General features: G+C 71.7%; 24 protein-coding genes and 2 tRNA genes. 23 read left to right on the top strand and 3 right to left on the bottom strand.

Annotated features, from left to right (window positions below; genetic code table 11):
* Positions 1–358: 358 nt before the first annotated feature.
* The 8 genes from rplU (at position 359) to ACH47Z_RS04350 (ending at position 7818) form a co-directional block, all read left to right on the top strand.
* Positions 359–679, top strand: coding sequence for a 50S ribosomal protein L21 (gene rplU / locus ACH47Z_RS04385; protein ID WP_009188585.1), 321 nt, complete (start codon positions 359–361; stop codon positions 677–679).
* 14 nt (positions 680–693) lie between these two features.
* Positions 694–948: a 50S ribosomal protein L27 gene (rpmA, locus tag ACH47Z_RS04380; RefSeq protein WP_023550764.1), complete on the top strand. Its 255-nt coding sequence runs from the start codon at positions 694–696 to the stop codon at positions 946–948.
* A gap of 152 nt (positions 949–1100) precedes the next feature.
* Positions 1101–2549, top strand: a complete 1449-nt coding sequence (obgE, locus tag ACH47Z_RS04375) for a GTPase ObgE (protein WP_399070322.1) — start codon at positions 1101–1103, stop codon at positions 2547–2549.
* A 329-nt stretch (positions 2550–2878) separates the two neighbouring features.
* Positions 2879–3985, top strand: a complete 1107-nt coding sequence (gene proB, locus ACH47Z_RS04370; RefSeq protein WP_399070382.1) for a glutamate 5-kinase — start codon at positions 2879–2881, stop codon at positions 3983–3985.
* A gap of 121 nt (positions 3986–4106) precedes the next feature.
* The gene (locus tag ACH47Z_RS04365) at positions 4107–4532 is read left to right on the top strand and encodes a hypothetical protein (RefSeq protein ID WP_399070319.1); all 426 of its coding nucleotides are present in this window, start codon (positions 4107–4109) and stop codon (positions 4530–4532) included.
* A gap of 99 nt (positions 4533–4631) precedes the next feature.
* A complete protein-coding gene (locus ACH47Z_RS04360; protein ID WP_399070317.1) occupies positions 4632–5918 on the top strand; it encodes a glutamate-5-semialdehyde dehydrogenase in 1287 nt (428 codons plus the stop codon).
* 139 nt (positions 5919–6057) lie between these two features.
* A complete protein-coding gene (locus ACH47Z_RS04355) occupies positions 6058–6657 on the top strand; it encodes a hypothetical protein (RefSeq protein WP_399070315.1) in 600 nt (199 codons plus the stop codon).
* A gap of 90 nt (positions 6658–6747) precedes the next feature.
* Entirely contained in the window at positions 6748–7818 is a 1071-nt protein-coding gene (locus ACH47Z_RS04350) for a hypothetical protein (RefSeq protein WP_399070314.1), read from the top strand.
* 21 nt (positions 7819–7839) lie between these two features.
* On the opposite strand, the gene ACH47Z_RS04345 is transcribed toward ACH47Z_RS04350, so the two are convergent.
* On the bottom strand, positions 7840–8922 hold the full coding sequence (locus ACH47Z_RS04345; protein WP_399070312.1) for a M48 family metallopeptidase: 1083 nt from the start codon (positions 8920–8922) through the stop codon (positions 7840–7842).
* Positions 8923–9023: 101 nt separating this feature from the next.
* Between ACH47Z_RS04345 and ACH47Z_RS04340 the strand changes: the two genes are divergently transcribed.
* From ACH47Z_RS04340 to ACH47Z_RS04295, 10 genes are all read left to right on the top strand, one after another.
* Positions 9024–9188 (top strand): hypothetical protein, encoded by a 165-nt coding sequence (locus tag ACH47Z_RS04340; RefSeq protein ID WP_399070310.1) that lies wholly within the window; start codon positions 9024–9026, stop codon positions 9186–9188.
* Between the two features lie 142 nt (positions 9189–9330).
* The gene (locus tag ACH47Z_RS04335) at positions 9331–9486 is read left to right on the top strand and encodes a hypothetical protein (protein ID WP_399070308.1); all 156 of its coding nucleotides are present in this window, start codon (positions 9331–9333) and stop codon (positions 9484–9486) included.
* Between the two features lie 56 nt (positions 9487–9542).
* A complete protein-coding gene (gene nadD, locus ACH47Z_RS04330; RefSeq protein ID WP_399070306.1) occupies positions 9543–10238 on the top strand; it encodes a nicotinate-nucleotide adenylyltransferase in 696 nt (231 codons plus the stop codon).
* A 16-nt stretch (positions 10239–10254) separates the two neighbouring features.
* Positions 10255–11988: an LCP family protein gene (locus ACH47Z_RS04325; protein ID WP_399070304.1), complete on the top strand. Its 1734-nt coding sequence runs from the start codon at positions 10255–10257 to the stop codon at positions 11986–11988.
* A 101-nt stretch (positions 11989–12089) separates the two neighbouring features.
* On the top strand, positions 12090–12533 hold the full coding sequence (gene rsfS, locus ACH47Z_RS04320) for a ribosome silencing factor (RefSeq protein WP_399070302.1): 444 nt from the start codon (positions 12090–12092) through the stop codon (positions 12531–12533).
* The gene (locus tag ACH47Z_RS04315) at positions 12533–13201 is read left to right on the top strand and encodes a histidine phosphatase family protein (protein WP_399070300.1); all 669 of its coding nucleotides are present in this window, start codon (positions 12533–12535) and stop codon (positions 13199–13201) included. Before rsfS ends, ACH47Z_RS04315 begins: the two co-directional genes overlap by 1 nt.
* A gap of 95 nt (positions 13202–13296) precedes the next feature.
* A tRNA-Ala gene (locus ACH47Z_RS04310) sits at positions 13297–13369 on the top strand.
* Between the two features lie 237 nt (positions 13370–13606).
* A complete protein-coding gene (locus tag ACH47Z_RS04305; protein WP_399070298.1) occupies positions 13607–13780 on the top strand; it encodes a hypothetical protein in 174 nt (57 codons plus the stop codon).
* Positions 13781–13783: 3 nt separating this feature from the next.
* A complete protein-coding gene (locus ACH47Z_RS04300; RefSeq protein ID WP_006136074.1) occupies positions 13784–14017 on the top strand; it encodes a hypothetical protein in 234 nt (77 codons plus the stop codon).
* Between the two features lie 127 nt (positions 14018–14144).
* Positions 14145–14217 (top strand) — tRNA-Ala (locus ACH47Z_RS04295).
* A 108-nt stretch (positions 14218–14325) separates the two neighbouring features.
* Here ACH47Z_RS04295 and ACH47Z_RS04290 read toward each other — a convergent pair.
* Positions 14326–15936, bottom strand: coding sequence for an NADH-ubiquinone oxidoreductase-F iron-sulfur binding region domain-containing protein (locus ACH47Z_RS04290; protein WP_399070296.1), 1611 nt, complete (start codon positions 15934–15936; stop codon positions 14326–14328).
* Complete coding sequence (locus tag ACH47Z_RS04285) at positions 15933–17213, bottom strand: cytochrome b/b6 domain-containing protein (RefSeq protein WP_399070293.1); 1281 nt, start codon at positions 17211–17213, stop codon at positions 15933–15935. The genes ACH47Z_RS04290 and ACH47Z_RS04285 overlap by 4 nt, the downstream gene beginning before the upstream one ends.
* 439 nt (positions 17214–17652) lie before the next feature.
* On the opposite strand from ACH47Z_RS04285, the gene leuS reads away from it, so the two are divergent.
* The 5 genes from leuS to ACH47Z_RS04260 all read left to right on the top strand — a co-directional run bounded on the left by leuS (position 17653) and on the right by ACH47Z_RS04260 (position 26112).
* Positions 17653–20526, top strand: a complete 2874-nt coding sequence (gene leuS / locus ACH47Z_RS04280) for a leucine--tRNA ligase (protein WP_399070291.1) — start codon at positions 17653–17655, stop codon at positions 20524–20526.
* A gap of 181 nt (positions 20527–20707) precedes the next feature.
* Positions 20708–21364, top strand: coding sequence for a hypothetical protein (locus ACH47Z_RS04275; protein WP_399070289.1), 657 nt, complete (start codon positions 20708–20710; stop codon positions 21362–21364).
* 72 nt (positions 21365–21436) lie between these two features.
* Entirely contained in the window at positions 21437–22282 is an 846-nt protein-coding gene (locus ACH47Z_RS04270) for a DegV family protein (RefSeq protein ID WP_399070286.1), read from the top strand.
* Between the two features lie 102 nt (positions 22283–22384).
* Positions 22385–23470 carry a helix-hairpin-helix domain-containing protein gene (locus ACH47Z_RS04265; RefSeq protein WP_399070284.1) on the top strand — a complete coding sequence of 362 codons (1086 nt, stop codon included), beginning with the start codon at positions 22385–22387 and terminating at the stop codon, positions 23468–23470.
* A complete protein-coding gene (locus ACH47Z_RS04260) occupies positions 23467–26112 on the top strand; it encodes a ComEC/Rec2 family competence protein (protein ID WP_399070281.1) in 2646 nt (881 codons plus the stop codon). The genes ACH47Z_RS04265 and ACH47Z_RS04260 overlap by 4 nt, the downstream gene beginning before the upstream one ends.
* Position 26113 lies beyond the last annotated feature (1 nt).

The raw sequence follows: 26113 nt of genomic DNA, 5'->3' as shown, positions 1-26113 counted from the left end.
ACCCCCCCCAGCCGGCGGCGCCGGCCCGGGCGGGGCCACAACCCCCCCCGGGGCCCCCCCCCCCCCGGGGGGGGGGGGGGGCCCCGGGGGGGGGGGGGGGGGGGGGGGGGCCCCGCCCCCACAGCGGTGGGGCCGGCCGTGCGCCGTTCCCGCGTGACCGCCCCCACACCCCCCAGGCCCGGTTTGACCCCCTCGGCCGGGCCCCGTAACCTTGACCGTCGGCGTGTCACTGAGCGCGCCACATCCCCGTAAACCTCTTCCTCCCGGACGCAAGGCTGGCCGGGAGAGGTCGCCCCGTGTGTTGTGGGCGGCTGGCCTGCGGGGGTGCCGGTTCTGAACGAGCGAAAGAGAGATCCGCGTGTACGCCATCGTGCGCAGCGGTGGTCGCCAGCACAAAGTTGCTGTCGGCGACATCGTTGAGGTTGACAAGATTTCCACTGCCAAGGTTGGCGACACGGTCGAGCTCTCGACCCTGCTCGTTGTCGACGGCGACGCCGTGACGAGCGACCCGTGGGTGCTCGCCGGCATCAAGGTCCAGGCCGAGGTCGTGGACCACCACAAGGGCCAGAAGATCGACATTCTGCGCTACAAGAACAAGACCGGCTACCGCCGTCGCCAGGGTCACCGTCAGCAGTACACGGCGATCAAGGTCACGTCCATCCCGACGGCCGCGAAGTAAAGAGGGACTGAGCAATGGCACACAAGAAGGGCGCATCGTCCACCCGGAACGGTCGCGACTCCAACGCCCAGCGGCTCGGCGTGAAGCGCTTCGGCGGTCAGGTCGTCAACGCGGGTGAGATCCTGGTCCGCCAGCGCGGCACCCACTTCCACCCTGGCGCCGGTGTCGGCCGTGGCGGCGACGACACGCTGTTCGCCCTCCAGGCCGGTGCGGTGGAGTTCGGTACCCACCGCGGCCGCAAGGTCGTGAACATCGTTCCGGTCGCCTGATCAAGGCTTAGACCGAACGTTCACTTCGCGAGGCGGACCTCACTTCCCGGTCGGGAAGGCGGGTCCGCCTCTCGCGTGTTAAGCGTGTTGAAGAGAAACACCCGTAACTCCCCCGGCCTTCGGCCGGGGGGACCCTCAGGAGGCACTGAACCATGACCACCTTCGTGGACCGCGTCGAACTGCACGTCGCCGCGGGTAACGGAGGCCACGGCTGTGCCTCCGTCCACCGTGAGAAGTTCAAGCCGCTCGGCGGCCCGGACGGCGGCAACGGCGGGCGCGGCGGCGACGTCATCCTCACCGTCGACCAGTCCGTGACCACGCTGCTCGACTACCACTACTCGCCGCACCGCAAAGCCACCAACGGCAAGCCCGGCGAGGGCGGCAACCGCTCCGGCAAGGACGGCGAGGACCTGGTCCTGCCGGTGCCGGACGGCACGGTCGTCCTCGACAAGGCGGGCAACGTGCTCGCCGACCTCGTCGGCCACGGCACGTCGTACATCGCCGCGCAGGGCGGCCGCGGCGGCCTCGGCAACGCGGCGCTCGCCTCCGCCCGCCGCAAGGCGCCCGGCTTCGCACTGCTGGGCGTGCCCGGGGACCTGCAGGACATCGTCCTGGAGCTGAAGACGGTCGCCGACGTGGCCCTGGTGGGCTACCCGAGCGCCGGCAAGTCCTCGCTGATCTCCGTGCTCAGCGCGGCCAAGCCGAAGATCGCCGACTACCCGTTCACGACCCTCGTGCCCAACCTCGGTGTCGTCACGGCCGGTTCGACCGTGTACACCATCGCCGACGTGCCCGGTCTGATCCCGGGCGCCAGCCAGGGCAAGGGCCTGGGGCTGGAGTTCCTGCGGCACGTGGAGCGGTGCAGTGTGCTGGTGCACGTGCTGGACACCGCGACCCTGGAGTCCGACCGTGACCCGCTCTCCGACCTCGACGTCATCGAGGAGGAGCTGCGCCAGTACGGCGGCCTCGGCAACCGGCCCCGGATCGTCGTCCTGAACAAGGTCGACGTGCCGGACGGCAAGGATCTCGCCGAGATGGTGCGCCCCGACCTGGAGGCGCGCGGCTACCGCGTCTTCGAGGTGTCGGCCGTCGCCCACATCGGGCTGCGCGAGCTGTCCTTCGCGCTCGGTGAGCTGGTCGGCACGGCGCGTGCCGCGAAGCCGAAGGAGGAGGCGACGCGGATCGTCATCCGGCCCAAGGCCGTGGACGACGCGGGCTTCACCGTCACCCGCGAGGAGGTCGGCGGCGAGCCGCTGTTCCGGGTGCGCGGCGAGAAGCCCGAACGCTGGGTCCGGCAGACCGACTTCAACAACGACGAGGCCGTCGGCTACCTCGCCGACCGGCTCAACCGCCTCGGTGTGGAAGAGCGGTTGATGAAGGCGGGCGCCCGGTCCGGCGACGGCGTCGCCATCGGTCCCGAGGAGAACGCGGTCGTCTTCGACTGGGAGCCGTCGGTCATGGCCGGCGCCGAGATGCTCGGCCGCCGTGGCGAGGACCACCGCTTCGACGCGCCCCGGCCGGCGACGCAGCGCCGCAAGGACAAGCAGGCCGAGCGGGACGAGGCGTCCCGCGAGTACGACGAGTTCGACCCGTTCGAGTAAGGCCCGGTCCGCCGCTGTCACGGTCTGGGGGCCACCGCCCCCGGACCCCCGCCTCGCCCTCGAACCGTGGGACTCGTCCCCGTCCCACCGCCGCGCGGTGCCCAGGCGCGGCGGCCCCCGCAACGTCGGCCGCGGCCGTACCGACGCCCGCTCTGCACCGGCGAGGACGCCTTCTTCATTCCGTGAGCGAATGGCTACCCTGCGCCTGTCCGGAGGCTGGACCGGGGCGCGCGGGGTGCGGTGCTTCGCGTAGATTGCCTGGCAGGCAGCCGGAACCGTGCGTGGGACCAGAGGGAACAGAGGGCAAGGTGGCAAGGGCAAGGCAGGCCGTGGGCGAGGCCCGCAGGATCGTCGTCAAGGTGGGCTCCTCGTCGCTGACCACCGCCGCCGGCGGCCTGGACGCCGACCGTGTCGACGCGCTGGTGGACGTACTCGCCAAGATCCGCAGCGGGGGAGAGCGGGAGATCGTCCTCGTCTCCTCCGGCGCCATCGCCGCCGGCCTCGCGCCGCTCGGTCTGCGCCGTCGGCCGAAGGACCTGGCCCGCCAGCAGGCCGCCGCCAGCGTCGGCCAGGGCCTGCTCGTCGCCCGCTACACCGCCTCCTTCGCCCGCTACGGCGTCCGCGTCGGCCAAGTCCTGCTGACGTCCGACGACATGAGCCGCCGCGCCCACCACCGCAACGCCTCCCGCACCCTCGACAAACTGCTCGCGATGGGCGCCTTCCCGATCGTCAACGAGAACGACACCGTCGCCACCGACGAGATCCGCTTCGGCGACAACGACCGCCTGGCCGCCCTCGTCGCCCACCTCGTCCACGCCGACCTGCTGGTTCTGCTGTCCGACATCGACGGTGTCTACGACGGCGACCCCAGCAAGCCCGGCACCTCGCGGATAGCGGAGGTGAAGGGTCCGCAGGACCTCGCGGGCGTGGAGATCGGCAGCGCGGGCAAGGCCGGCGTCGGCACCGGCGGCATGGTCACCAAGGTCGAGGCCGCCCGGATCGCGGCCGCCGCCGGCATCCCCGTCGTCCTCACCAGCGCCGTGCACGCGGCGGAGGCCCTGAGCGGCGGCGACACCGGCACCTTCTTCCACCCCACCGGCAAACGCTCCGGCGGCCGGCTGCTCTGGCTCCAGCACGCCTCCGCCCCGCAGGGCGCGCTGACCCTGGACGACGGCGCTGTCGAGGCCGTGGTCAAGGGCCGCAAGTCGCTGCTGCCTGCCGGGATCGCCGCCGTGGAGGGCGAGTTCAGCGCCGGTGACCCCGTCGAGCTGCGCGACACGGCGGGCCGCGCGGTGGCCCGGGGACTCGTCAACTTCGACGCCAAGGAGATCCCCCGGCTGATCGGGCGTTCGACCCGGGAGCTGGCCCGCGACCTGGGCCCGGCGTACGAACGCGAGGTCGTACACAGGGACGACCTGGTGCTGCTGCACTCGTAAAACAGGGCAGAACGACAGCCCCCGGTGGGGGACGTTCCGTAAAACCGCCCCGCAGAGCGATACGGCCTGCTCAACTTTGTCTCGGAGGCATGTTTTCGAGCGCTGGGTGAAGGAGGCCGTCGTGAGACGAGTGCGCCCTGGGGTGACAACCCGCGGTGCTCTGACGAGCGTCGCGGCCGGGGACGCCTACGAGGAGCCCAAGGACCTGCCCCGGCTGTGGCATGTCACCCTCAGCGTCTCCGGGCAGCAGGTCCCCCTGCCCGATCTGCGCCGGGCCCTGGAACAGCTGGCCCACGACCACCCCTTCCTTCTGACCAGCAGATACGCGACCGACCACGCCGAGATCCGGTACTGGGAGGAGGCCCGCGACCTGCACGACGCCGCGGCCGTCGCCCTGCGGCTGTGGGGCGAGCACCGGCAGAGCGCGGGCCTGCCGCCCTGGGAGATCGTCGGCCTGGAGGTCATCGACCGCGAGACCTACCACCACCGCATCGCCGAGGGCTACGGTCCGCCGCCCGCGACACCCGTAGGGGTCCACCCCTTCTGATCCCTCACAGGGATCCCTTATGGGTGTCTCTGTGGGCGTTTCATCTCGCGGTGTGGGACGTACGCTGAACCGCTCCGCACCGCGCACTACCCTTCCTGCATGACCACGCTCTCGCCGTACGACTCGATGTCCCCGGTCACCCAGGCCGCCTACCGGGCCAAGGCCGCCGCCGCCGACCTCGCGCCGCTGCCGCGCGCCGTGAAGGACGACGCGCTGCTCGCCATCGCCGACGCCCTGGAGGTCCGGACCGCCGAGATCGTCGAGGCCAACGCCAAGGACGTGGCCAAGGCCCGCGAGAACGGCACCAGCGAGTCCGTCGTCGACCGGCTCACCCTCACCCCCGAGCGGGTCCGCGCCATCGCCTCCGACGTCCGCGACGTCGCGAAGCTGCCCGACCCGGTCGGCGAGATCGTCCGCGGTTCCACCCTCCCCAACGGCATCGACCTGCGCCAGGTCCGCGTCCCGCTCGGCGTCGTCGGCATCATCTACGAGGCCCGGCCGAACGTGACCGTCGACGCCGCCGCCCTCTGCCTGAAGTCCGGCAACGCGGTGCTGCTGCGCGGCTCCGCCTCCGCCTACGAGTCCAACACCGCCCTCGTCCGCGTCATCCGCGACGCCGTCGGCGGCGCCGGGCTGCCCGCCGACGCCGTACAGCTCGTGCCCGGCGAGAGCCGCGACTCCGTGCGCGAGCTGATGCGCGCCCGCGGCCTGGTCGACGTCCTCATCCCGCGCGGCGGCGCCTCCCTGATCCAGACCGTGGTCAGCGAGTCCACCGTGCCCGTCATCGAGACCGGCACCGGCAACTGCCACGTCTACGTCGACGCCCACGCCGACATCGACATGGCGATCGACATCCTGATCAACTCCAAGGCCCAGCGGGTCAGCGTCTGCAACGCCGCCGAGACCCTCCTGGTCCACCAGGACATCGCCGCCGAGTTCCTGCCGCGCGCCCTGGACGCCCTCGCCGAGGCCGGCGTCACCGTGCACGCCGACGAGCGGGTCATGGCCTATGCCAAGGACTCCAAGGCGACGATCGTGGAGGCCGTGGCCGAGGACTGGGAGACCGAGTACCTCTCGTACGACATCGCCGCCGCCGTCGTCGACTCCCTCGACAAGGCCGTCGAGCACATCCGGCTGTGGACCTCCGGCCACACCGAGGCGATCGTCACCACCTCCCAGCAGGCCGCCCGCCGCTTCACCCAGCTGGTCGACTCCACCACCGTCGCCGTGAACGCCTCAACCCGCTTCACCGACGGCGGCCAGTTCGGCTTCGGCGCCGAGATCGGCATCTCCACCCAGAAGCTGCACGCCCGCGGCCCGATGGGCCTGCCGGAGCTGACCAGCACGAAGTACATCGTCACCGGCGACGGGCACGTACGCCCCTGAGACCGCCTCCAAGGTTCACCCGTTCGGCTGAACACCCCGGCTGCGGCCGTGTGTTCGGAACAGCCTCCTGAAGCGACGTCCGGACGGCGTCCGGAAACCGTCTCAACAGGCGGATGAATTTCCATACCGTCTGCCCAAATTGACCCCCCAGGTCTACTCTGGATGCGTGCCGGAGGACGTGGGGGGCACGCCGTTCCCTGACGGCTGGGAGCCCGACGACGACCACGACCACGGGGTGTCGGACGAAGAGTTCGCCTCCGTGGTCTTCGACGAGGCCTTCGTACAGGCGGCCACGGTCCATGAACCGACCGCCGTGGAACGCCTCCTGGCGGCCGCACAGGCCAGAGCCGAGGCCTCCGAGGCGGAGGCCCGCCGCGCCCGCGCCCGAGGCGAGCGCTACGACGACAAGTACGCCCCCGAGGGGACCGATCTCGGCCAAGATCGGGACGGCGACGAGCTGGACGGCACCTACGTCCTCGACGACGGTCACGGCCCCTTCGGCGGCCACGGCAGACAGGTCCGCTGGCACCGCCCCGTGGCCTGGGTGCTCGCCGTCGTGATGGGCATAGGCATGGTCGCCCTCGCCTTCGCCGCCGTCTACCGCGGCGGTTCCTCCGGCACCCGCGACCGAGTGCCCGCACCCGCCTCGACCGGCGTGGAACAGGGCAGCTCCGCCGTCCCCTCCCTCTCCGCCGACACGGCCCAGCCGGTCGCCTCCGCCGTCCCGCGCACCCCCTGAACGCGCCCGCCCGCGTCTTGGTGAGCACCTGTCAGAAGTTGTCGTGTACCAGGGCGTTTACCTGAGGCCCCTGAGACCTACTCTGAAAGTATGGGCGGGCCAGGAGACCCACCGGAGGGGACACCCGAGGGCGGCCCCGCAGGTGGCGAGGACGAGTACCGATCCGTCGTGTTCGACGAGTCGTTCGTCCGCGCTGCCCGTCTCCAGGAGTACTCCGCCGAGGAGCGGATGGCCGACCACGCGCCGGCCGTACGCCGCCGCCCCTCCGTGCAGCGCGGACTGACCCGGCAACTGCTGGTCCTCGTCGTGCTGTTCGCCGTCGCCCTGGGCACCGCGGTCTATCTGAGCGTCCACCACCCCTACGACACCCCGCAGGCCCGGCGCCCCGTGGACCCTCTGCGGATGACGGTGATCCCGCTCACCCCGACCGGCGCCGTGCCCGGCGCCGCCGACGCCGAGAGCCTGTACGCGCACAGCCCCGCCGCCCAGTTCGACATCGGCGCCGAGGGGATACCGCTGCCGGCGGCGCGCGGCACCGAGCACTTCTCCGACAGCCAGGTCGTGACCGCGCTCACCACCGCCAAGGACTACATCGTCCGCTCCGCGCTCTACCCCGAGGTGCTGACCGGCCGCCAGCTCAGCCCCGCCCGGGCGCTTCTCGACGCCGCCCAGCTCGACCAGTTCGACCAGAGCTTCGCCCACCCGGCGGCCGACGGCCGGCACGCCCCCACCGGCTGGCTGGTCCGCCTCGACCCCGCCCACGCCCAGCTCGCCGACGACCGCATCCGCGTCCAGGGCGACCTGCAGGCCGTCGAGACGGACCCGGACGCGCTGGAGGTCACCGCCGACCACACCCTGGTCTACGCCCTGCGCCCCGCCGGCAGCCCGTCCGGCGCGCAGATCTCCCTCTTCACCGTCCGCCGCGAGCTGACCTTCCGCTTCACCCACGACGACCTGCGCATCCACCAGGTCCAGTTGCTCACGTCCTACGTCCAGGCAGGGCCTCTCACCTGCGCCGAGGACTCCACGTCGTACCTGCGGCCGCTGCTGGCCGGGCAGACGGCCCGCAGCGGCGGACCGGCGGGCACCGATCCGTTCGCCACGGACAGCCCGGCCGCGCTGTGCGGGACGCTGGCCATGGGGGCTCAGCCCAAGGTGTGAGGGGCCGACGACTCGGGGCACCTACTCCGTGTCCTGCGGCCCCTCATGCGCCGGAGGCGGGCCGCTCCTGAAGCCGTCGAAGCCGCGCCGCACCCGGCCGCCCAGGTCGCCCGCGCCGCCCGCGAGGTCCGAGACCAGCTTCATCAGCGGGTCCTTGGAGCTCTTCACATCGCTGGCGTAGCTGGACGCCGACTCGCGGAAGGAGTCGCTGACCGAGGTGTCCTTGTCCTCGTCGCGCCGCGGATAGTGGCCGTCCATGATCCGCTGGAAGTCCCGGGACTCGGACCACTTCTTCAGCTCGGCCGCCCGGATCGCCGCGAAGGGGTGCGAGCGGGGCAGCACGTTCAGGATCTTCAGCACCGAGTCGCGCAGATCGCCCGCGGCGTCGTACTCCTCGGCCTGCTCCAGGAAGGCGTCCACGTTCATCTCGTGCAGATGGTTGCCACCCGCGATCTTCATCAGGCCGCGCATCGAGGCCTGCGCGTCCTGGCCCACCAGCAGACCCGCGCGGTCCGCGGACAGCTCCGACTTGCGGAACCACTCCCGCAGCGCCGTGATGATCGCCATGATCGCGAAGTTGCCCAGCGGGATCCAGGCGACCTTCAGCGCGAGGCTGGTCAGGAACAGCAGGATCGTGCGGTACACCGCGTGGCCGGACAGCGCGTGGCCCACCTCGTGGCCGACGACCGCGCGCATCTCCTCCTCGTCGAGGAGTTCCACGAGGCCCGTGGTGACCACGATGATCGGCTCGTCCAGGCCGATGCACATCGCGTTGGGCTGCGGGTCCTGGTTGACGTACATCGGCGGGACCTTCTCCAGGTCCAGGATGTAACAGGCGTCCAGGAGCATGTCGTGCAGGTGCTGGAACTGCCGCTCGGAGACGCGCACCGAGTCGGACAGGAACAGCAGCCTCAGGCTGCGCTCCGGAAGCAGCCCGCTGAGCGCCTTGAAGACCGTGTCGAATCCGCTCAGCTTGCGCAGCGCGACCAGGGCGGAGCGGTCGGCCGGATGCTCATAGGCACGCGAGGAGATCCCCGGGAAGCGCCTGCGCTGCCTGCTCGGCACGCGCTCGTGCCCCGTGTCCTGCTGGCCGTCGTCGGACATGTCTTCCCCCATGTACGTGTGAGTGCCACTGTGCCCCCGAGGCAGGGCCCAGCCTAGGCGGAGATACGGTGGACGGGCAGTACAGCCGAAGGAGTCCACCGATGGATCACCACCCCGCAGCCGCCTGGCTGACCGAGGCCGCCGCGAGCGCCGTCCAGCAGCACGGGTCGGGGAATCTGCTCCGCATCGTGCTGGTCGTGATGGTGCTGGGCTGCGCGCTGACCGCCTGGTTCCTGCTGCGCGGCTACAAGCGGAAGGACGACTGACGGCCGGCGAAAGTTCCCCGCCGGGCCCCGACGGACCTTCCCCCCGACCCCAACGGCGGAGTCGGCGTGATCGCCGCCGGGCCGCCCGCATACGATGAGCCGACATCTTTATCCCGCCCACACGCGTTAGGTCCTGCCGAAGATGAGCCTTCACAGCGCCGCAGCCCAGATGGTCACCCTCGCCGAAGCCGAGGGCGGCCACCACGACAGCCTCAACCCGCTGGTCACCGGCGGCGGCGCCTTCATCATCCTGCTGCTCCTGCTGTGGATCACCACCCGCTTCAACCGCGACCGCTGAGCCCGGACCCCGTCCCCGGCGGGAGGCTCCAGGCCGGGCCGGTAGGGTCTGCACGCATGGGAGAGCAGGACATGCCTACCGGTCCGGCGCACAAGAGCGACGAGAGCACCGGCGACACGGTGCAGCACCCGTCGTACCGGCCCTTCGGCGGCCCCGTGCGCACGGGCAAGCGACGCCTGGGCGTCATGGGCGGAACGTTTGACCCGATCCACCACGGGCACCTCGTGGCGGCCAGTGAGGTCGCCGCGCAGTTCCAGCTGGACGAGGTGGTGTTCGTGCCCACCGGCCAGCCGTGGCAGAAGTCCCACCGCAAGGTCTCCCCGGCCGAGGACCGCTATCTGATGACGGTCATCGCGACCGCCGAGAACCCCCAGTTCTCCGTCAGCCGCATCGACATCGACCGCGGCGGCCCCACCTACACTGTGGACACCCTGCGCGACCTGCGGGCCCTCAACCCCGACACCGACCTGTTCTTCATCACCGGCGCCGACGCCCTGGCCCAGCTGCTGACCTGGCGCGACAGCGAGGAGCTGTTCTCGCTCGCGCACTTCATCGGCGTCACCCGGCCCGGCCACCACTTGACCGACCCCGGCCTGCCGGAGGGCGGTGTCTCACTGGTCGAGGTGCCGGCGCTCGCCATCTCCTCCACGGACTGCCGCGCGAGAGTCGCCAAGGGAGACCCCATCTGGTACATGGTGCCGGACGGAGTCGTGCGCTACATCGACAAGCGCGAGCTGTACCGCGGCGAGTGAGCCGAGAGGGGCACCGGTGAACGACCGATACGACGCGGGTGACACCGGCTACGGTGCCGGCCCGTACGAGATCGTCGGCTACGACGAGTACGGCCGGCCCGTGTACCGGCAGATACCGGCACAGCCGTCTCCACAGTCACAGCAGTCACAGCAGGCTTCGCAGGCGACCTACGACCCGTACGCCCAGCAGCAGGGCTACGGCTACGACCCGTACGCCACCGGCCAGCAGCCGCCGGTGCCCTCCTACGACTCCGGGCAGCAGCAGGCGTACGACCCCTACGCCGCCCAGACCCCGTACGACCCCTACGGGACGACCGGCACCCAGCCCGTCGTCGGCTACGACCCCTACGGGCAGGCCGCGACCAGCGGGCAGCAGCCCCGGGTCGCCGGGCAGACCGCCTACATCCCGCAGCAGGCCGGCCCGGCGCAGCAGCCGAAGGCGGCCGACGAGCCCCGGGACGAGGGCGAACGGGACTACCGCACCGAGCAGTTCGCCTTCGTCGAGGACCCGGAGGGCGACTCCGAGGACGTCATCGACTGGCTGAACTTCACCGAGAACCGCACCGAGCGCCGCGAGGAGGCCAAACGCCGCGCCCGCAGCCGGCTGATCGCCCTGGTCGTCGTCCTCGCACTGGTCGCCGTCGGCGGCGTCGGCTACCTCTGGTACGCCGGAAAGCTGCCCGGCCTGTCCTCCGCCGGCTCCAAGCCCGGCGCGGCCACGCCCGTCGGCGCCCAGAAACGCGACGTGATCGTCGTCCACCTGCACAACACCGGCAAGGGCGGCACCTCCACGGCACTGCTGGTCGACAACACCACCACCAAGCAGGGCAGCACCGTGCTGCTGCCCAACAACCTCGCCCTGAGCGGCGACTCGGGCGCCACCACGACCCTCGCCAAGTCGGTGGACGGCGACGGCTCCTCGGGCACCCGCGACCAGCTCGGCACCGTGCTCGGCACCAACATCCAGGGCACCTGGCGCCTCGACACCCCCTATCTGCAGAACCTCGTCGACCTGGTCGGCAACATCGACATCGACACCAACGCCGACGTGCCCGACCCGGACGCCAAGAAGAAGGGCACCGAGCCGCTCGTCCACAAGGGCAGCCAGCAGACCCTCAGCGGCAAGATGGCCGTCGCCTACGCCACCTACCGCGCCTCCGGAGAGTCCGAGAACGCCCAGCTGGAGCGGTTCGGGCAGGTCATGCAGGGCGTGCTGCGCAAGCTGTCCTCCGACCCGTCGTCGGCGATCACCACCGTGCAGACCCTGGCGCAGATCCTCGACCCGCCGCTCACCGACAAGGACCTCGGGACCTTCCTCGCCAGGCTCGCCGACCTCGCCAAGAGCGGCGAGTACAAGACCGCCCTGCTGCCCGTGCAGACCGACGGCACGCTGAGCGCGCAGACCAGTGGCAGCGTGGTGAAGGACATCCTCGGCGGCACCGCGAAGAGCCCCGACGCCGGATCCGCGGTCCGGGTCTCGGTGCAGAACGCCACCGGTGTGAAGGACGACACCGAGAAGGCCCGCGTGGTGCTCCTCAACGGCGGCTTCACCTTCCTGGAGGGCGGCACCGCCGCCGGCACCCAGGCCGTCTCGAAGGTGCTCTACGCGGACGCCTCCGACAAGGAGAACGCCACCGAGGTCGCCAAGACCCTCGGTCTGCCGGCCGGCTCCGTGGCCAAGGGCACGGTCTCCTCGGGCGCCGACGTCTCGGTGGTCCTCGGCCAGGACTACAAGCCGTCCGCCTCCTGACTTCGGCGGGGGCACCCTGCGCGATCCGATAATCACGTGGGGTGCTCCGGGCGGTCCGTGAGACCCTTGATGTCAAACGACCGCCGAAGGAAAGCCGCGTAGTGACCGCCACCGACCGTTCCCTTGAGCTCATCAACAGCGCCGCCCAGGCGGCGGCCGACAAGCTCGCCCACGATGTCATCGCCTACGACGTCAGCGACGTGCTGTCGATCACGGACGCCTTCCTGCTGGCCTCCGCCCCGAACGACCGCCAGGTCAAGGCCATCGTCGACGAGATCGAGGAGCGCCTGCTGAAGGAACTCGGCGCCAAGCCGGTGCGCCGCGAGGGCGACCGCGAGGCCCGCTGGGTGCTGCTCGACTACGTCGACATCGTCGTCCACGTCCAGCACAGCGAGGAGCGGGTCTTCTACGCCCTGGAGCGGCTGTGGAAGGACTGCCCCGAGCTCGAGCTGCCCGCCGACGCCAGGGCCACCCGCGGCAAGGCCGAGGAGCACGCCAAGCTGCAGGCCGAGGAGGCCGCCGTGGAGCCGGGCGGGGAGTGGTGATGAGCGCCACCGGTGAGGTGACCGACCGCAGGAGCCGGGGCCGGCGCGTCATCCTGTGGCGGCACGGCCAGACGGCCTGGAACGTCGAGCGGCGCTTCCAGGGCAGCACGGACGTCGCGCTGACCGAGACCGGCCTCGGCCAGGCCCGCCGCGCCGCCCGGCTGCTGGCCTCCCTGAAGCCGGACGCGATCGTCTCCTCCGACCTGCGGCGGGCGGCGGACACGGCCGCCGAGCTGGCCACCCTCACCGGCCTCGACATCACCCGCGAGGAGGCCCTGCGCGAGACGTACGCGGGCGTGTGGCAAGGACTGACGCACGAGGAGATCATCGCCCGCCACGGCGAGGAGTACGCCGCCTGGAAGCGCGGCGAGCCGGTCCGCCGCGGCGGCGGCGAGCTGGAGACCGAGGTCGCCGACCGCGCCGCACCCGTCGTCCTGCGGCACGCCGAGAAGCTGCCCGAGGACGGCACGCTCGTCGTCGTCAGCCACGGCGGCACCATCCGCACCACCATCGGCCGGCTCCTCGGCCTGGAGGCCCAGCACTGGGAGAGCCTCGGCGGTCTGTCCAACTGCTGCTGGTCCGTGCTCGGCGAGGGCGCCCGCGGCTGGCGCCTGCTGGAGCACAACGCGGGCACCCTTCCGGAGCCCGTGCTCGGCGACGACACCTGAGCCGCCGTCGCCCCACCCCGACCCCGGATTTCACTTTCTGGCAGGTCACAGGCTAGAGTTCTTCTTGTTCGCCCCGCCGAGCGGGAAGAACGTAAGGGGCTATAGCTCAGTTGGTAGAGCGCCTGCATGGCATGCAGGAGGTCAGGAGTTCAATTCTCCTTAGCTCCACTGATCGACACTCTGTCGAGTGATCAAGATCGGTGATGAAGATCCCGTCCCCACCAGGGGGCGGGATCTTCTGCGTGCGGCTTGAGTCAGTCGGGGTCCCGCGCGCGTATACCTCTGCGGAGGCGCATCTCGGCAGCCGTGTCCGGACTGGTACTGAGGCGTCGCTGACCGTATTGCTCCAGCCGTGGCAGAATCAAACGGCCGGAAGGGGACGCGGCCCGACGGGAGGGAGTAGCGATGCCTGCGAGCATCCTCGAGGAGGGCGGCCACCTCCTCGGTGCGGCGTTGATACGGAACACGACCACCCGGCTCCTCTGCCCTTCCTGCGGTTCCGCGCATGTGGCCCAGGTCCTCGGCGACAACGGCGGAATCTCCTACGTGTGCACGGCCTGCGGCCACAGCTGGAGCTGATCGATGGGTGCACACAGGCGAAAGTGCGACTGGTGCGGGAGCGGTACGCCGATCGTCCGCGACATGGAGCCGATCAATCCCGACTACCAGTACTGGTGCGAGGAATGCGCGCGGGCGCTGATCATAAAAGGCGACCCGATCGAGACGTACCGGGAATTGGAGGGCGAGCCGATCTACGGCCGCCTTCTCGAAGAACACTGCACGCTCAAGCGGTTCTACTCCTTCGTGACGGCCTGACAGCTCCAGTGTCAAAACCGGACATAAGTACGCGTACGGGTGTGAACCTGAAACCGATTTTGCGCTACGGCCCTGGCCCTGTAATGTTTACGACGTCGCCGGGGAACCGGGCGAAACAACAAAACAAGGGGCTATAGCTCAGTTGGTAGAGCGCCTGCATGGCATGCAGGAGGTCAGGAGTTCAATTCTCCTTAGCTCCACAGAAGTCGAAGGCGGATCATCCGAAGGATGGTCCGCCTTCGGCGTGTTGTGCCGAACGCAGGGGGCGCCCCCACCCGGTCACAGGTGGGGGCGCCCCCTGCGTGTGCTCAGCGGCCGAGCGCCCGCCGGCCGCGGCCCTGGGAGAGGACCGGCAGGTTGCGCGACGGCGCCTGCCCGCGCGTGTCCTCCTCGAGGCGCAGGGCCAGCGCCGGGCAGCGGCGCACCGCGCGCAGCGCCTTGGCCTCCGCGTAACGCGGCACATTCGCCTGGGCGACGGTCGGGAAACCGTCGGCGCCGAGCTCGAACACCTCCGGCAGGATGTCGGCGCACAGCCCGTGGCCCCGGCACAGCGTCCAGTCGACGTAGATCTTCTGGCGGCTGCCGCCGGTCTCCTCGGGCTCCGCGCCGCCCGGGATGCCCGTAGGGGCCCTGCCCCCCTCGAAGAGCGGCAGAACGCCCTCCACGGGCCGTCCGCAGCCGTTTCCGAGCACATGGGCGGCCAGGTCGTCGGTGAACGCCTTGATGGTCGACTCCAGGAACATCGCCGAGCCGTCCGGATGTGAACAGGCGCCCCGGCGCTTGACGTTCTTCGCGACCTGCTTCAGCGCCTCCAGGGCGGCCGGCCCGCCGCCGTTGAGGATGTCCTCCATGCCGCGCGCGGCGGCGGGCAGTCCGAGGTAGCAGGGGCCGCACTGGCCGGCGCTCTCCTCGGCCAGCCACTGCGCCACCCGCAGCGACTCACCCAGCGGGCAGGTCTCCTGGCTGATCGGCAGGATCGCGCCCGCGCCCAGCGAACCGCCCACCGCGTCCAGCGAGTTGCGCGAGACGATCGCCTCGTTGACGGTCGCCGCGTCGATCCACTTGCCGTGGTAGCCGCCGGTCAGCACGCCCTGCGGCACCGGCGGGGCGCCCGCCAGCTGCAGCACGTAGCGCAGCGGCACGCCCGTGGGGACCTCGATCACCATCGGGCGGGCCACCGCGCCGGACACGGTGAGCATGACGGTGCCCGGCTCGTCGTACAGGCCGGTGTTGCCGTAGCGCTCGGGGCCGATGCGGGCGGCGATGGCCAGCTGCGCGAACGTCTCCGCGTTCGACAGCAGCGTGGGCGCGCCGCCGACACCGCTCTGCGAGGCGCTGATCTTGCGGCCGGGCGGGATCGCGGGGCCGCCGTCGACCGAGCGGATCAGCGACGCGGCGGCGCCGGTGACCATGCGCACCGGGTTGCGCTGCACCCACGCGCGTAGCGCCGATCTACGGCTGTTGCTCAGCCCGCGTTCGGCGAGCGCGGCCTCCATGGAGCGCTGCGTGGACTCGCGCGTGACGCCGATCACGAGGGTGCGCGCGCCGAGCGCCTCCGCGCACAGCAGCGCGCCGTCCAGGATCAGGTGCGGGGCGCGGTTGATCAGCACCGTGTCCTTGCGGCAGGCCGGTTCGTCCTCGCTGCCGTTGACCACGACGACCGGCCGCACCCCACGCTTGATCGCCGCCTCGGCGACCGAGCGCAGCTTCTTGTGGAAGGGGAAGCCGGCGCCGCCGCGGCCCTTGAGGTTGATGTTCTCGGCGAGCTGTGCGAGCTGTTCGCCGCCCAGAGGGTCGAGCGGCCCGTGCACCTTCAGGTGCATGGGCAGGTCGAGTCGTTCCACAAGGTCGAAGCCCGACGTGAGCTGGGGAAGGCCGACGACGCGGACTTCGGGGACGTCGGGCAGGGCCTCGTTCACTTAAAGCCTCCGGACGGCGTGTTCCAGGACTCGCCCGAACCCGGTGCGTCGAAGGACGCGCCGGGCAGCGTTTCGGTAGCGGGACCGTTGTTGTACGTGTCACTGGCGTTGTACGTGGCATAGCGGCCGTTTGTCTCACCGGTGTCGTACATGTCACTTCCGCCGTATCCGGACGTGCCGGGATTGCCATAGACGGGGATGGTGTGTCCGGTGTCCTGGAGCGGGTCGTACGCGGACGGTGGGGCCTCGCCGACCGGCGGCGGGGACGGGATCGGCCAGCTGCCCGAGGTGCTGGACGGGCCGTCCATGCGCGGGATGGCCTCCGTGGCCTGCAGGTCGAGGGGCAGGTCCATGCGGGCGGTCTGGCCGGCCGCGAACGGCTGCTGGGCGCCGCCGCGCGGGGACACCGCGCGGTAGGCGGCGGCGAAGCCGGACGCGGGCTGTGCGGCGGGGGCCGCGGGGGACTGGTACAGCGGCGCGGTGGGGGCGGCGGCCGCCTCGGGTTCGCGCCGGCGCTCGAAGCCCGGGAGCGTCGACTCGGCCACCCGGGAGCGGCTCGCGTCCAGTTCGTCGAGTCCGGGCCGCTCCGAGCTGCCGAACAGCGATACCAGGCGGTCGGCGACCCTGCGCTTGACCGGGCGCGGGGCGGAGCGCAGGGCGAGGGCCGCCATGACCCCGATCAGTGACAGCGCGTACAGGTAGGTGAAGAGCGGGCTCTTCACCGAGCGGCCCGCGTACAGGCCGTGGATCAGCGCCGCGCACCAGGACGGGTAGGCCAGCATGTGCATCGCGCGCCAGCGGGCGGCGACCGGGGCCGGGGTGGCGAAATTGCTGCGCAGGGCGCCGGTGACACCCACGAAGATCATCAGCAGGCCCGCCAGCGAGCCCAGTCCGATCAGGCCGCCGATTCCGGTGACACCGAGCGAAAACGGGATGATCGCGGCGATCAGCTGCGTGTGGCCGAGGGCGACCTTCGTGGTGATGTGCAGCAGGAGGAACGCGATCGAGGCGATGCCCAGCGTGCGGTGTACCGCCTGGCCGACGATCCGCTGGCGGATGTTCAGGAAGATCCGGTCCTGGGCGAACAGGCCCCAGATCACCGAGCAGCTGAGCGAGACCAGGGACATCACGCCCGCGCCGAAGTTCAGGAAATCTACGTACTGGTTGCCTCCGACCAGCACGCTCACGGGTATCAGCAGCAGGACGACGGCGGTCGCCACCCCATAGGCCGAGCGGCCCGGTTTGGGGAGGGAGCTGGTACTACGACGAGGGTTCATGGGGGCAACTCCGAGCAGTTTCGGGAAAGCGGTCCCGCTGCCGAACTCTAAGTGGTGCCATACCGATCGGTACGGGGTTTGAGTTATTGCGTTGTTATCAACCGGCAATATGACTTGGGCGGTGTCCCTTAGGGGACAGTACGCGATGTATTTTCTTGACCTTGGTTCAGTTTCGGCGGGCTTCCTGGCATGTCCACTAGGGATACGGACGCGCGTCGCGGCTTGCTCAAGGCCGTCGCGGCTCGCTCAGGGCCTGCGGTACCCTAGCGCCATGCGTGCCGTACGCCTTCTGCTTAGCGGGCCGCGCTGATCAGTACCGACCCCGGTCGAACCCCGTGGGGTCGGCATCGGCGCGGCGTCCCCTCCTGTGTGAGGGGTTTTTTCGTTTCTTTGGATGTCACAGCCGCAGGCAGAGACGATCGATGGAGCTTTGAGGATCATGAGCGAGACGAACCCCGCTGCCACGTCCGAGGTGGCAGCGCCGCACCGCTACACGGCCGCCCTGGCGGCCGAGATCGAGGCACGCTGGCAGGACTTCTGGGACGCCGACGGCACCTACGCGGCGCCGAACCCCGAGGGTGACCTGGCGGGCGACCCCGAGGTGGTCGCCCGGCCCAAGAAGTTCATCATGGACATGTTCCCGTACCCCTCCGGCGCGGGCCTGCACGTCGGCCACCCGCTGGGCTACATCGCGACCGACGTCTTCGCCCGCTTCCAGCGCATGACCGGGCACAACGTCCTGCACACCCTGGGCTTCGACGCCTTCGGCCTGCCTGCCGAGCAGTACGCCGTGCAGACCGGCACGCACCCGCGTGTCTCCACCGAGGCCAACATCGAGAACATGAAGGCCCAGCTGCGCCGGCTGGGCCTGGGCCACGACAAGCGCCGGTCCTTCGCCACGATCGACCCGGACTACTACAAGTGGACCCAGTGGATCTTCCTGCAGATCTTCAACTCCTGGTACGACGACGAGGCCCGCAAGGCCCGGCCGATCTCCGAGCTGATCGCCCGGTTCGAGTCCGGTGAGCGCGCGATTCCGGGCACCACGCGCGCGTGGAGCGAGCTGAGCGCCGCCGAGCGTGCCGACGTCCTGAGCGAGTACCGCCTGGCCTACGCCTCCGACGCGCCCGTCAACTGGTGCCCCGGCCTGGGCACCGTGCTGGCCAACGAGGAGGTCACCGCCGACGGCCGCTCCGAGCGCGGCAACTTCCCGGTCTTCAAGGCCAAGCTGCGTCAGTGGAACATGCGCATCACCGCCTACGCCGACCGGCTGCTGGAGGACCTGGAGGAGCTGGACTGGCCCGAGGCCATCAAGCTGCAGCAGCGCAACTGGATCGGCCGCAGCGAGGGCGCCCGCGTCGACTTCCCGATCGACGGCGAGAAGATCACGGTCTTCACCACCCGCCCCGACACCCTGTTCGGCGCGACCTACATGGTGCTGGCGCCCGAGCACCCGCTGGTCGAGAAGTTCACCCCGGCCGCCTGGCCCGAGGGCACGCACGCGGTGTGGACCGGCGGCCACGCGACCCCGGCCGAGGCCGTCGCCGCGTACCGCGCGCAGGCCGGCGCCAAGTCCGACGTGGAGCGGCAGGCCGAGGCCAAGGACAAGACCGGCGTGTTCACGGGCGCGTACGCGACCAACCCGGTCAACGGCGAGCGGATCCCGGTCTTCATCGCCGACTACGTGCTGATGGGCTACGGCACCGGCGCGATCATGGCCGTCCCCGCGGGCGACCAGCGCGACTTCGAGTTCGCGCGCGCCTTCGAGCTGCCGGTCCACTGCATCGTCGAGCCGACCGACGGCCGCGGCACCGACACCTCGACCTGGGAGACCGCCTTCGGGTCGTACGACGCGAAGATCATCAACTCCGCCAACGACGCCATCTCCCTGGACGGCCTGGGCGTCGCCGAGGCCAAGGCCCGCATCGCCGAGTGGCTGGCGGCGAACGGCATCGGCGAGGGCACCGTCAACTTCCGCCTGCGCGACTGGCTGTTCAGCCGCCAGCGCTACTGGGGCGAACCCTTCCCGATCGTCTACGACGAGGACGGCGTCGCCCACGCGCTGCCCGAGTCGATGCTGCCGCTGGAGCTGCCCGAGGTCGAGGACTACAGCCCGCGCACCTTCGACCCGGACGACGCGAACACCCAGCCCGAGACGCCGCTGTCGCGCAACGAGGAATGGGTCAACGTCACGCTGGACCTGGGCGACGGACCGAAGAAGTACCGCCGCGAGACCAACACGATGCCCAACTGGGCCGGTTCCTGCTGGTACGAGTTCCGCTACCTGGACCCGCACAACGACGGGCAGCTGGTCGCCCCCGGGATCGAGCAGTACTGGATGGGCCCGCGTGAGGGCCGCCCGCACGGCGGTGTCGACCTGTACGTCGGCGGCGCCGAGCACGCCGTGCTGCACCTGCTGTACGCGCGCTTCTGGTCCAAGGTCCTGTACGACCTGGGGCACGTCTCCTCCGCGGAGCCGTTCCACAAGCTGTTCAACCAGGGCATGATCCAGGCCTACGTCTACCGCGACAGTCGCGGCTTCCCGGTGCCCGCCGCCGAGGTCGAGGAGCTGGGCGGCGAGTACTTCTACCAGGGCGAGAAGGTCAGCCGCCTGCTGGGCAAGATGGGCAAGTCCCTGAAGAACGCGGTGACCCCGGACGAGATCTGCGCCGAGTACGGCGCCGACACCCTGCGCCTGTACGAGATGGCCATGGGCCCGCTGGACGTGTCCCGCCCGTGGGACACGCGCGCGGTGGTCGGCCAGTTCCGGCTGCTGCAGCGGCTGTGGCGCAACATCGTCGACGAGAACACCGGCGGGGTGACCGTGGTGGACGCGGCGCCCGACGAGGACACGCTGCGTGCCCTGCACAAGGCCATCGACGGCGTCCGCCAGGACCTGGAGAGCCTGCGCTTCAACACCGCCATCGCCAAGGTCACCGAGCTGAACAACCACCTGACCAAGGCCGGCACAGCGCTGCCGCGTTCGGTGGCCGAGCCGCTGGTGCTGATGGTGGCTCCGCTGGCCCCGCACATCGCCGAGGAGCTGTGGCGCAAGCTGGGCCACACCGACTCCGTCGTGCACCGGGACTTCCCGGTCGCCGACCCGGCCTACGTCGTGGACGAGACCGTGACCTGCGTCGTGCAGATCAAGGGCAAGGTCAAGGCCCGCCTGGAGGTGCCGCCGGCCATCTCCGAGGAGGAGCTGGAGAAGGTGGCGCTGGCCGACGAGGGCGTCGTCCGGGCGCTGGGCGGCGCGGACATCCGCAAGGTGATCGTGCGCGCGCCGAAGCTGGTGAACATCGTCACGGTGTGAATGACCACGGTCTGACGGCCACGGCCTGACGACCGGATGCCTGCCGTGGCGGGCATCGGCGTGGTCCCCTACGGGCAGACTCGGGGCAGGCTCGGGGTTCTTCCGGAACTCCGGGCCTGCCCGCTGCGTTTACCGTGGAAAGCGCAGCGGCGAGTGCCGCACCGGCCCGAGGAGGAGCGTCGTGGAAGCAGTCATCGCCGTGTTCGCCCTGCTCTTCCTGCTGTTCGTCGGCTTCGGCGTGTACGCCACGGTGAAGGCGGTCGGCGCGGCCAAGCGTGGAGTGGACCGCACGATCGAGCAGGCCCGGCGCACGGTCGAGGACCACACCCTGCGCGCGAAGTCCTTCGCCAAGGTAGGCCCCGCCGCCGAGATCGCCCAGCTGAGGCTCTCGCTGCGCACATCGATGCGCGCCACCCAGGAAGCGCTGCACACCGGTGTTGCCGAGGACGAGTCGCTGAAGGAGTCCCTCGGCCTCTTCGAGCGGCTCAGCGCCCACGGACACCAGTTGGACGCCGACCTCAGGCGCCTGGAGTCCGAGCCCGACCGGGCCGAGGTCAGAGAGCGGCTGGCCGAGCTGCGCAGCCGCACCGAGCGCATCACCAAGTCCGCCGACTCCCTGCGCTGGGCCGTCCGCGACCGGGCCCGCCGTTTCAACGACGACGACCTCGGCGCGCTCAGCGACCAGATCGGCATCGAGGCGGACGCCCTGCGTCACTGGACCCCGGCCGGTCCCGCCCCCGCCCCCGCCGAGGAGCCCGCTCCGCAGGCGATCACCCCGCCGTCGCCGCGCCCCGCCTACCCCTGGCAGAAGAAGCCCCGCCCCGAGAGCACCGCCTGAGCGGACCGCTCCGCTGCCGGACCTCAGGGGCCGGGCTGCCGCGCGCGAGCTACGGCAGGTAACCTCCAGCTCATGTCCCGCCATGTCGCGATCGTGACCGATTCAACGGCCTACCTGCCGCCACGGACGATGGAGCGTCATGACATCACCGCGGTACCGCTGACCGTGGTCCTCGGCGACGAGGCGCTCGAAGAGGGCACCGAGATCTCCACCCGCTCGCTGGCCCAGGCGTTGCAGAAGCGCCGTCCCGTCACAACGTCCCGGCCGAGCCCCGAGATGTTCGCGGAGACCTACCGCAGGGTCGCCGAGTCCGGCGCGAGCGGCATCGTCTCGCTGCATCTGTCCGCCGAGTTGTCCGGCACCTACGACGCGGCGGTCCTCGCGGCGCGCGAGGCACCGGTGCCGGTGCGGGTCGTGGACACCGGGATGGTCGCGATGGCCCTCGGCTTCTGCGCGCTCGCCGCGGCCGAGACGGCGGAGGCCGGCGGCACGGTGGACGAGGCCGTCACGGCCGCCGAGAAGCGCGCCGCGGGCACCTCCGCCTACTTCTACGTCGACACCCTCGACTATCTGCGCCGCGGCGGCCGCATCGGAGCCGCCCAGGCCCTCCTCGGCTCCGCACTCGCCGTCAAACCCCTGCTTCAGCTGGACGGTGGCCGTATCGAGCTGCTGGAGAAGGTCCGTACGGCGTCCAAGGCCATCGCACGCCTGGAGGAGCTGACGGCCGAACGGGCGGGCAGCGCCGAGGTCGACATCGCCGTCCACCATCTCGCCGCCCCCGAGCGCGCGGGCGCACTTGCCGACCGGCTGCGGGCACGGGTGCCGGGCCTGGCCGAGCTGCATGTGAGCGAGGTCGGAGCGGTGATCGGGGCGCACACGGGGCCGGGGCTGCTGGGAGCGGTGGTTTCGCCGCGCTGAGTCCTCACTCGTGTGGGTGGCGGAGTTTTCCACAACCGGGCGGTAGTACCCGGGAATTGACCGAGATCATCACGAATCGGCGAGGCGTTCCATCCTCGTCGCATGGCACTTCGATCACGTACACGCATTGCCTCCGCAAGCAGTGGCCCCGGGCGTGGGCCGGCCTCGGACGGACGCGTCCGGGGCCGTCGCGGCACGGAACACGACCGGGCCCGTCGTCGCCCGCCCGCGCAGGCCGAGGAACTGCGCCGGCGGGCGGAACTCCTCTTCGGTGAACGAGGCGTTCGGCGGCGGGAGTCGGACAACGGGCCGCCGGAGGCGGAGCGGTGCGCCGCGATGGCGACGGCGGCCACGGCTGCGACCGCGACGGTCACGGGTCCGGCGCACGGGCTGAGCCCGGCGAGCATCACCACGGCCGCCGACCCCGAACCGACCGTTTCCGCAGGCCCGTTGGAGCCGCCGGGCGGCGGCCCTGTCAGTACCGGCCGGCGGGAACGGGCCGGGCTGGCGTTGCGGGAGCGGATGCCGGTGTGGCTGCAGGCGCGGTGCGGGGTGGAACGGCGGGGAGTCGTGGCGCTCGCCGTGGTGCTCGTGATCGCCGCCGTGTTCGCGGTACAGCACTTCTGGGCGGGGCGGACCGAGTCCCTGAAGGCTCCTCAAGTGGTGCGTGCCGAGGCACCGTACGCCAAGAAGGGGCAGGACGCGAAGGCCGGGGCGAGTGCGCGTGCCTCGGCGCCGCCGGGCGGGGAGATCGTCGTGGACGTCAGCGGCAAGGTCCGCGCACCGGGGATCCGGCGGCTGCCGGCCGGTTCCCGGGTGGCCGACGCGCTGCGTGCCGCCGGCGGTGTCCGTCCGGGCGTGAGCACCGAGGGCCTCAACCGGGCCCGCTTCCTGGTCGACGGCGAACAGGTCGTCGTCGGCGCACCCGCCGGAGCGCCGGTCCCACCCGGGTCGGCGGACGGCACGGCCTCCGGGGCGGTGGGCGCGGGCCCCCGGGCCCCGGTCTCCCTCAACACGGCCACGGTGGACCAGCTCGACGCCCTGCCCGGAGTCGGTCCGGTGCTGGCCCGGCACATCATCGACTACCGCACGCAGCACGGCGGTTTCCGCTCGGTGGACGAGCTGCGTGAGGTCAACGGCATCGGTGACCGCCGCTTCGGCGATCTGCGCGAGCTGGTACGGCCATGAGCCACGCGACCGACCTGGGACCGCCCGGGGCTGCCGCAGGCGGTGGGCCCGAGGGGCGGGAGGCTTCGCGCGAGGTGCGGGGGACTTCGCACGGCGACCGCGCGGGACCGCTGGACCTGCGCCTGGTGCCACCCGCGCTCGCGGCCTGGGCCACGGCGGCCCTTACGCTGGACACACCGGCCGGCTGGACCGCCGCGTTGGCGGTGGTCTGCCTGGTGGGCGGGGTTGTGCTGCTGTCGGTACGGAAGTTCGGACGGGGCACCCGGGCCGGAGGGCCGGGACGGTCCGCGCGGGTGCTCGGGCGGTTCGCGTGGGCGCGGGCTTCGGTCGCCGCCGTGCTGCTCTGTGTCGCGGCGGCCGCCGCCTCCGCCGGGCTGCACGGGGCTGATGTGCGGCGCGGGCCGGTGCCCGAGCTGGCCCGGCGGTTCGCGACCGTGACCGCTGAGGTCGAGGTGAGCGATGATCCCTGGCTCAGCCGGCCGCGGGTGCGCGGCGATCACTCGGCGCCCGTGGCGGTGCTGGCACGGGCGGAGGTGCGGAGCGTCGAGGAGAGAGACGGCAGCCGGGTGCGGACGCGGAGCCCGGTGCTGCTGGTGGTCGACGGGGACGTCCCGGCACCGGAGGGAGCCGCCACACCGAACGGGGCTGCCCGTGCGGGCTCGGCGCGGAGCGCCTGGCTCGGGCTGTTGCCGTCCACACGGCTTCGGGTGGAGGGGCGGCTGGCGCCCGCGCTGACGGGTGGTGACCGGACCGCGGCCGTGTTGCGGGTGCGGCGGCGGCCGGGGCCGCGGGTCGTGGCGGGGCCCAGCGGGCCGCAGCGACTGGCGGGGCGGCTCAGGGCCGGGCTGCGGGAGGCGACGGACGGCCTGCCGGGGGACGCGCGGGCGCTGCTGCCCGGGCTGGTCGTCGGGGACACCGCGCGGATCACCCCCGAGCTGGACGAGGCGTTCAAGGAGACGGACCTGGCGCACACGCTCGCGGTGTCCGGCAGCAACCTCACGGTGCTGCTCGCGCTGCTCATCGGGCCGCCCGGGCTGGCCCAGCGGGCCGAGCGGCGCGGTCTGGCCCCGCGCCTCGGGCTCTCGCTGCGGGCGACCGCACTGACCGCCGGGGTGCTCACGCTGGGGTTCGTGATCGTCTGCCGGCCCGACCCCAGTGTGCTGCGGGCCGCCGCCTGTGGCGCGGTCGCGCTGCTCGCGCTGGCCACCGGGCGCCGCAGATCCCTGGTCCCGGCCCTGGCCACGGCCGTCCTGCTGCTGGTGCTTTACGACCCGTGGCTCGCCCGGAGTTACGGCTTCCTGCTCTCCGTGCTGGCCACCGGCGCGCTGCTCCTCCTGGCGCCGGGCTGGTGCGAGGCGCTGCACCGGCGCGGGCTGCCGCCGAGGCTCGCGGAGGGGCTGGCGGCCGCCGCCGCGGCGCAGGCGGTGTGCGCGCCGGTCGTGGCGGTGCTGTCGGCCCGGGTGAGCCTGGTCGCGGTGCCGTGCAACCTGCTGGCCGAGGCGGCGGTGGCACCGGCGACGGTGCTGGGATTCGCTGCGCTGGTGACGGCGCCCGTGGTGATGCCGGTGGCCAAGATGCTGGCCTGGTGCGCGAGTTGGCCCGCGGGGTGGATCGCCGGGGTCGCCCGGACCGGGGCGGCGCTGCCGGGTGCGGGCGTGGACTGGCCGGGAAGCTGGCCGGGCGCGCTGCTGCTCGCGACGGTCACCGTGGCCGTCGTTCTGGCCGGGCGGCGGTTGTCGCGGCACCCGTGGTGGTGCGGGCTGCTCGGGCTGCTGCTTCTGCTGGCGGTGGTGCGGCCGGCGCCGCTGACCCGGGTGATCACGGGCTGGCCGCCGCCGGGCTGGCGGTTCGCGATGTGCGATGTCGGGCAGGGCGACGCGACCGTGCTCGCGGCGGGCGACGGCGCCGGGGTGGTCGTGGACGCCGGACCCGATCCGGCGCCGGTCGACCGCTGTCTGCGGCAACTGGGCATCACACGCATCCCGCTGCTCGTCCTGACCCACTTCCACGCCGACCATGTGGCGGGACTGCCCGGTGTGCTGCGGGGCCGTTCGGTGGCCGCGATCGAGACGACCGGCTTCGAAGAGCCCGCCGACGAGGCCGAGTTCGTCAGAAAGGAGGCGGCGGCGCGGCACATCCCGGTCACCCGGGCCGTGGCCGGGGAGGAACGGCGTACCGGACCGCTCGCCTGGCGGGTGCTGTGGCCCCCACCGAGCGGCGGGGTGCCGTCGCCCCCGGGCGTCCCGGCGTGGCCGGGCCCGGCGCCGGAGCCGGACGGTCCGAACGACGCCAGCGTGGCGATGCTGGTCCGCACGGGCGGGCTGCGGCTGCTGCTGCTCGGCGACCTCGAACCCCCGGCTCAGCAGGCGCTGTTGCGGTCCCCGGCAGCGGCCGAGCTGGCCGGGGTGGACGTGCTGAAGGTGGCCCACCATGGCTCGGCCTACCAGGACCCGGAGCTGATCCGGCTCGCCGCTCCCCGGGTGGCCCTGATCTCCGTCGGCGCCGGCAACACCTACGGCCACCCGGCACCGGCGACCGTGGCCGCGCTGCGGGCGGGCGGCGCGCTGGTGCTGCGCACCGACCGGGACGGCGGGCTGGCGGTCGGCGGGACAGGCGGGGAGATGCGGGTGACGAGAGACTGAA

The sequence above is a fragment of the Streptomyces sp. NPDC020192 genome (assembly GCF_044388685.1).
GTDB lineage: Bacteria > Actinomycetota > Actinomycetes > Streptomycetales > Streptomycetaceae > Streptomyces.
The sequence above is the reverse complement of the archived record's forward strand: the minus strand, read 5'-3'. Positions and strand labels throughout refer to the sequence as shown.